9 protein-coding genes and 1 pseudogene are annotated in these 5,914 nt (G+C 33.9%); 4 read left to right on the top strand and 6 right to left on the bottom strand.

The window, feature by feature from the left end; genetic code table 11:
* Positions 1-304: 304 nt before the first annotated feature.
* The 4 genes from ON07_RS13465 (at position 305) to ON07_RS16505 (ending at position 2,686) form a co-directional block, all read left to right on the top strand.
* Complete coding sequence (locus ON07_RS13465; RefSeq protein WP_010232466.1) at positions 305-1,222, top strand: DUF5996 family protein; 918 nt, start codon at positions 305-307, stop codon at positions 1,220-1,222.
* A gap of 39 nt (positions 1,223-1,261) precedes the next feature.
* Complete coding sequence (locus tag ON07_RS13460) at positions 1,262-1,783, top strand: GNAT family N-acetyltransferase (RefSeq protein WP_010232465.1); 522 nt, start codon at positions 1,262-1,264, stop codon at positions 1,781-1,783.
* Positions 1,784-1,835: 52 nt separating this feature from the next.
* The gene (locus tag ON07_RS13455; protein ID WP_010232464.1) at positions 1,836-2,285 is read left to right on the top strand and encodes a GNAT family N-acetyltransferase; all 450 of its coding nucleotides are present in this window, start codon (positions 1,836-1,838) and stop codon (positions 2,283-2,285) included.
* Positions 2,286-2,509: 224 nt separating this feature from the next.
* Positions 2,510-2,686 (top strand): hypothetical protein, encoded by a 177-nt coding sequence (locus tag ON07_RS16505; RefSeq protein ID WP_155807242.1) that lies wholly within the window; start codon positions 2,510-2,512, stop codon positions 2,684-2,686.
* Positions 2,687-2,714: 28 nt separating this feature from the next.
* Here the strand turns inward: ON07_RS16505 and ON07_RS13450 are convergent, their stop codons facing one another.
* From ON07_RS13450 to ON07_RS15665, 6 genes and pseudogenes are all read right to left on the bottom strand, one after another.
* Positions 2,715-3,092 (bottom strand): diacylglycerol kinase, encoded by a 378-nt coding sequence (locus ON07_RS13450; protein WP_010232463.1) that lies wholly within the window; start codon positions 3,090-3,092, stop codon positions 2,715-2,717.
* Positions 3,092-3,592, bottom strand: coding sequence for a thiol peroxidase (tpx, locus tag ON07_RS13445; RefSeq protein WP_010232461.1), 501 nt, complete (start codon positions 3,590-3,592; stop codon positions 3,092-3,094). Before tpx ends, ON07_RS13450 begins: the two co-directional genes overlap by 1 nt.
* Before the next feature lie 132 nt (positions 3,593-3,724).
* Complete coding sequence (locus tag ON07_RS13440; RefSeq protein WP_010232460.1) at positions 3,725-3,973, bottom strand: DUF6952 family protein; 249 nt, start codon at positions 3,971-3,973, stop codon at positions 3,725-3,727.
* Positions 3,954-4,268 carry a thioredoxin family protein gene (locus tag ON07_RS13435; protein ID WP_010232458.1) on the bottom strand — a complete coding sequence of 105 codons (315 nt, stop codon included), beginning with the start codon at positions 4,266-4,268 and terminating at the stop codon, positions 3,954-3,956. Before ON07_RS13435 ends, ON07_RS13440 begins: the two co-directional genes overlap by 20 nt.
* 12 nt (positions 4,269-4,280) lie before the next feature.
* Positions 4,281-4,919, bottom strand: a complete 639-nt coding sequence (locus ON07_RS13430) for a peroxiredoxin (RefSeq protein ID WP_010232456.1) — start codon at positions 4,917-4,919, stop codon at positions 4,281-4,283.
* A gap of 142 nt (positions 4,920-5,061) precedes the next feature.
* Positions 5,062-5,914: pseudogene (locus ON07_RS15665) on the bottom strand (Na+/H+ antiporter NhaC family protein); the annotation flags it as partial.

The raw sequence follows: 5,914 nt of genomic DNA, 5'->3' as shown, positions 1-5,914 counted from the left end.
TTTTTTAAGCTAAAAAGTTTTCGACTGCGCTCGAACAGACAAAACGAGATATTTTAACTGTTTGAAAATTAATAAAATAAACAATAAAAATTGAATGTAGTTATCTACTGACCTCTATATATTAAGATAAACTTTTGAAAAATCAATCTTTTTTTCATTAAGCTTAATATGTTAATACGCCTATTTGTATTGCAATGATATCTTAATCTTTAGTTTTAAATAATTAAGTCTTAAATTAGAGTGACTAATATTCAATTAACTGATTATTAGTTTTTTAAATAGTATAAACTCTAATTAAGAAATCATGAAAAAGGAAAATTGGCCGGCATTGTCCTACCAAGATGCTAAAGGAACCTATGAGACCATCCATTTATGGACCCAGATCGCCGGGAAAGTAAAATTAACACAGATGCCTTGGATAAATCATTCGTGGCACACCACTTTGTTTGTAAGCCCTCGCGGATTAACAACTGGAGATATTCCTTCAGAAAACAAACACTTTCAGATAAATTTCGATTTTATAGATAATGAGCTGCAAATTGTAACCAGCCAAGGAGAAAGCAATTCTTTTGATTTAAAAAACATGTCTGTTGCCGGTTGCTATAAAAATGTAATTGGTTGCTTGAAAGATTTTGGAATTGATGTAAAAATAAATACAACACCTAATGAAATGGTAGATCCTATTCCTTTAGATAAAGATGAGCAGCATAATGAGTACGACCCAGAACATGCCTCTAAATGGCATACAGTGTTATTAAACGTAGATGAGGTTTTTAATAAATTTCGTGCAGAGTTTATTGGGAAATCAAGCCCGGTGCATTTCTTTTGGGGCAGTTTTGATTTAGCGGTTTCAAGATTTTCCGGAAAAGAAGCTCCCAAACATCCAGGAGGAATCCCAAATTTACCAGATTGGGTAGCGCAAGAGGCCTATTCTCATGAGGTAAGCAGTAGCGGATTCTGGCCTGGAAATGAAATGTTGCCATTTGCGGCATTCTATAATTATATCTATCCCGAACCAAAAAAATTCAATGATTCTCACATAAGACCTAAAAACGCGTATTATTTTAAAGATATGGGAGAATTTATTTTGCCATATAAAGATGTACAGCAGTCTGCAGACCCATCTAAAATGCTGTTGGCATTTTTGCATAGTACCTATAACAATGCAGCAGATCTTGCAAATTGGGATAGAAAAGTATTAGAAAAACAAGTGGTGAGTTAATCGCTAAATTTTCGATCTTTAGCAGATTAAAATTTTGAGATGAATCACGACCCTACGTATCAAACAGAACGACTAATATTGAGACCAACCACTTTGGAAGACGCAGCTCTGTTTTTAAAACTGCTGAATACTCCAAAGTGGCTTCAATTTATAGGTGATCGAAATATTAAAAATTTGCAAGATGCTGAAGCATATATTCACGAAAACATTTTGCCTGTATTTAAGAAAAATGGCTTCGGAAATTTTACTGTGATTAGAAAATCTGATGATGTGAAAATTGGCTGTTGCGGATTGTATGATAGGCTAGGAGTGGAGGGAATAGATATCGGTTTTGCTTTTTTGCCGGAGTATGAAAGACAAGGTTATGCCTTGGAAAGTTCAGCGAAAATTAAAGCGATTGCTATTTCAGACTTTGGTCTAACCCAGATTAGCGCAATTACAAATCCTGAAAACCTTGGATCTCAAAAGTTGCTTGAAAAATTAGAATTGAATTTTTCAGAAATGATTACGCTTCCAAAATCTGAAGAGAGGCTTATGTTGTATAAGTGGCGTGATAACTAATAATTCAATATTTTACTAAGCACGAATTTTCAAAATCCAAATTTAACAATACATGCTAGTTTTAAAAAGAACAACTTCCGAGAATCCGGATTTCATTTCTCTCAATAAATTATTAGATAAGGAATTAACAATTAGAGATGGAGATGAGCATGATTTTTTCGATCAATACAATAAAATAGATACTATCAAGCATATCGTTTTAGCGTATGATAATGAAGAAGCTATTGGCTGTGGCGCAATTAAAGATTTTGATGAAGATACAGCAGAGATAAAAAGAATGTTCGTACTTCAATCTGGAAGAGGAAAGAAGGTAGCTACTACTATTTTAACCGAACTGGAAAATTGGGCGAGAGAGTTGGATTATAAAAAATGTATCCTAGAAACTGGAATAACTTTTAAAGATGCAATTGGGCTATACCACAGGGCAGGTTATGAAGTAATACCAAATTATGGACAATATAATGGTGTTAAAAGCAGTATCTGTTTTTGTAAATCTCTATAAATAAGTGAATTGTAATTTTGATTATTAAAATAAATAATTTAAGTTTACTCCACTATTCACGAATGCCCTTCCATCGAGATATTATGAGTAGCGATTTTTAAAATCGTTTTTTATTTTAATGCGTAGGTCTCCCCAGTATAATTTATTCCCTAATATTTATTACGCGATCTAATAGTATTAATTAAGGTTTAACCAACCCCTTTATTTATATTATTTAGTTGATTATGAAAAAATTTTATCAGAATAGAACACAAGTTTTTATTGGCTTATGTTTAGGTTGCATCCTAGGATTATGTCTGGGTTTTGTGTTGGGTGGGATAATAGGAATCCCAACATGGGGAATTGTTGCAGGAGTAAGCTCTGGAGCTATTGGGGGAAGCCTAATGGCTATGTTCGTTTAAAAACTTCCTTTAGGATTCTTCGTTATTTCTAGCTGAAAAGATTTGGGAAGAAATACGGCAGATATATAAAACATGCAATGATAACAGCAGTAAGTGCTGCAAACAAGACGGCACCCGCTGCAACATCTTTAATATATCCAATTTTACTGTGAAAATCTGGGTGCACAAAATCTGCAATACCTTCTATAGCACTATTTAGGCCTTCTGTACTTAGAACTAAACCGATGGCTAAAATTTGAAAGATCCACTCGGTCTTTGTGATATCAAAATAAAAACCTGCACAACAAACCACAATAGAAATCACAGCCTGAACTTGTATACTTGGTTCTGTTTTTAGTAAGATCCAAGCTCCTTTAATAGCATAACCACCACCTTTTATTCTTTTTCTTAGAAAACTATCCTTCACTATAACAATGATTTTAGAGCTGCAAGATAGTCAGGTTCTTCGGAAATATCAGGAACTTGTTGGCTATGAAGTACTTTTCCCTCTTCGTTTAAAACGATAACTACCCGAGAAAGTAGGCCTTCTAAAGGGCCATCCATCATCTCAACCCCGTAATCTTTTCCAAAATCTCCCTGTCTAAAATCTGATAGGTTTGTCACTTTATCCAATCCCTCATCATCTACAAATCGTTTTAATGCAAATGGAAGGTCGCGAGAAATACAAAGTACTTCCGTATTATTTAATTTTGTTGCTCGCTCATTAAAGTTTCTAACAGAAGTAGCACAAACATCGGTATCTATACTAGGGAAAATATTCATGATTAACCTTTTTCCTTTGAAATCATTCAAATTTGTTTTGGACATATCTGAACGAATTAATTCGAAATATGGAGCTTTTTCTCCGGTCTCAGGTAAATTACCATAAGTGGTAATTTGTTTCTCTCTTAAAGTTATCTGTGGCATAAATCCCTTGTCTATGGTTAGAAAAGCTAAATTTAATGTATCTGATATGGGGTTTTACTAAAATTATCATAAAAACAATAGCGGCCGATTTAATATTTAAATCGGCCGCTATCTATATGATTTTTTAGAAAATTATCGGTCTATCGAACCCATAACTTTCTTTGCAAAATTATTTGCTGCATCTATAGGAGAGTCACCATTTTCGATCATCTGATGTACTTCTACAGCGCCACATAAATTAGTGATTAATTCACCAATCACATCCATTTCTTCGTCTGAAACAGATCTATGTTCTGTAAAGCTTTCCAACACTTCAATAGTGTTCTGAAGTTTATCTGAACTGTTGTTTTTTTGCAAATGTCTAATTACTGGTAACTTCATTTACTAGATCTTTTAATAATTCAAATTTATTAGTTTGAACTTGGTTCACTAATTTTCCGTCTTTAAAAGCGGCAAAGGTTGGTAAATTATCCACATTAGCCATTTTTCTAGATTCCGGAAATTTTTCAGCATCTACCATTAAAAAAGTAGCGCTTTCGTTTTCTCCAGCCAATTTTTTAAATTTTGGCTTCATCAATCTACAATTTCCACACCATCCTGCCATATATTGTACCATAACAGTACCATTTTCAGCAATGATGTCTTGTAAATTATCTTGTTCTAATTCCTTTACCATGATCTTTTTTTTTTAGTTTAAGCTTAAGTATGATGCTACACCTTTACGGTCTGCTGTCATAGCTTCTTTTCCTTCTTCCCAGTTTGCAGGACAAACTTCTCCTTTTTCTTGAACATGCGCATATGCATCTACTAATCTTAAGAATTCCTGTACATTTCTTCCAAGTGGCATGTGGTTAATACCTTCGTGAAATACAGTTCCTTCTTCGTCTATTAAGTAAGTAGCTCTATAAGTTACGTTATCACCTTCAACAGTAATTGCTCCTGTTTCTTCATCATATTGCTCATTAGTAACATCTAAAATCCCAAGTTGAGAACTAAGGTTTCTGTTAGAATCTGCTAATATTGGGTATGTAACTCCTTCTATTCCTCCGTTATCTTTTGCAGTGTTTAACCATGCAAAATGAACCTCTGCAGTATCACAAGATGCTCCAACAACCATTACATTTCTTTTTTCGAAATCTGCAAGTGCAGCTTGAAAAGCGTGTAATTCTGTAGGACATACAAAAGTGAAGTCTTTAGGATACCAAAACAATAATACTTTCTTCTTATTTTTTTGAGCCTCCTCAAGAATATTCAACTTGAAAGTATCGCCCATTTCATTCATTGCGTTTACTGCTAAATCTGGGAATTTTTTTCCAACTAATGCCATATTAAATATATTTTGTGTTTGTTAATTTTCAATGGCAAAAGTAAAAAAATAGCCCGCAGTAACGGGCTATTGAAATTCTAATTTCTTATCACATTATAAATTTTGACTATAGCCAATTCAATTAGGAATAGATAAATCCTATTTATCCTACGTTAGCCGTTTGAGGCTGAGCTTGTTGTGTGGTTAATTGCTTTATCTTAATGCTAAATGCCGCAAAAAGTAATGTCATAAACGGACTAATATAATTGAAGAAAGCGAAGCCTGCATAAGAAAGAGTTGGCACTCCCAAAACTCCACTATGGTATGCACCACAAGTATTCCATGGTACCAAAACAGAGGTTACTGTTCCCGAATCTTCTAGGTTCTACTTAAATTTTCAGGAGCAAGTCCTTTTTCTTTATATGCTTTAGAAAACATTTTTCCTGGAACTACGATCGCTAGATATTGATCTGATGCCGTTAAATTCAATGCTAAACAACTAAAAACGGTGCTTGCAAATAGTCCAAAGGTAGTATGGAAAAGATTCAATAAAGCAGAACTTATTTTGGTTAAAGCTCCAATAGCTTCCATAATCCCTCCAAAGACCATTGCGCATAAGATCAACCAAATTGTACCTAACATTCCAGACATTCCTCCGGAAGAGAAAAGATCATTTAAAGTTTCATTTTCTGTTACTATTGCGGTATCTACAGTCATGGAATTCATAATCGCTTTGTATCCCGAGATAAAATCAAGATTTTCCACTCCGGATATCTGCATTAAAATTCCCGGCTGAAAGATCACAGCTGCAGCAGCACCAAGTAGAGTTCCTATCAATAAAGCAATAAGAGGAGAGGTTTTTTTAACTATCAAGAATATTACAATTGCTGGGATTACAAATAACCACGGAGTAATTGTAAAGGTAGATTCTATAGTTTTCAAGATGGCAGAAGTATCTGTAGATCCTGAAACATCTAAATTAAGCCCGATGATAATAAATATGATAATGGTGATTA

This window comes from Gillisia marina (assembly GCF_000258765.1).
Taxonomy (GTDB): domain Bacteria; phylum Bacteroidota; class Bacteroidia; order Flavobacteriales; family Flavobacteriaceae; genus Gillisia; species Gillisia marina.
Note: the sequence above shows the minus strand (reverse complement) of the source record. Positions and strands in the feature narration are given on the sequence as shown.

What these genes read in the sequence shown, in the direction of transcription:
- ON07_RS13465 (WP_010232466.1), top strand. Translation starts at nt 305, where the DNA reads ATGAAAAAGGAAAATTGGCCGGCATTGTCCTACCAAGATGCTAAAGGA.
- ON07_RS13460 (WP_010232465.1), top strand. Translation starts at nt 1,262, where the DNA reads ATGAATCACGACCCTACGTATCAAACAGAACGACTAATATTGAGACCA.
- ON07_RS13455 (WP_010232464.1), top strand. Translation starts at nt 1,836, where the DNA reads ATGCTAGTTTTAAAAAGAACAACTTCCGAGAATCCGGATTTCATTTCT.
- ON07_RS16505 (WP_155807242.1), top strand. Translation starts at nt 2,510, where the DNA reads ATGAAAAAATTTTATCAGAATAGAACACAAGTTTTTATTGGCTTATGT.
- tpx (WP_010232461.1), bottom strand. Translation starts at nt 3,592, where the DNA reads ATGCCACAGATAACTTTAAGAGAGAAACAAATTACCACTTATGGTAAT.
- ON07_RS13440 (WP_010232460.1), bottom strand. Translation starts at nt 3,973, where the DNA reads ATGAAGTTACCAGTAATTAGACATTTGCAAAAAAACAACAGTTCAGAT.
- ON07_RS13435 (WP_010232458.1), bottom strand. Translation starts at nt 4,268, where the DNA reads ATGGTAAAGGAATTAGAACAAGATAATTTACAAGACATCATTGCTGAA.
- ON07_RS13430 (WP_010232456.1), bottom strand. Translation starts at nt 4,919, where the DNA reads ATGGCATTAGTTGGAAAAAAATTCCCAGATTTAGCAGTAAACGCAATG.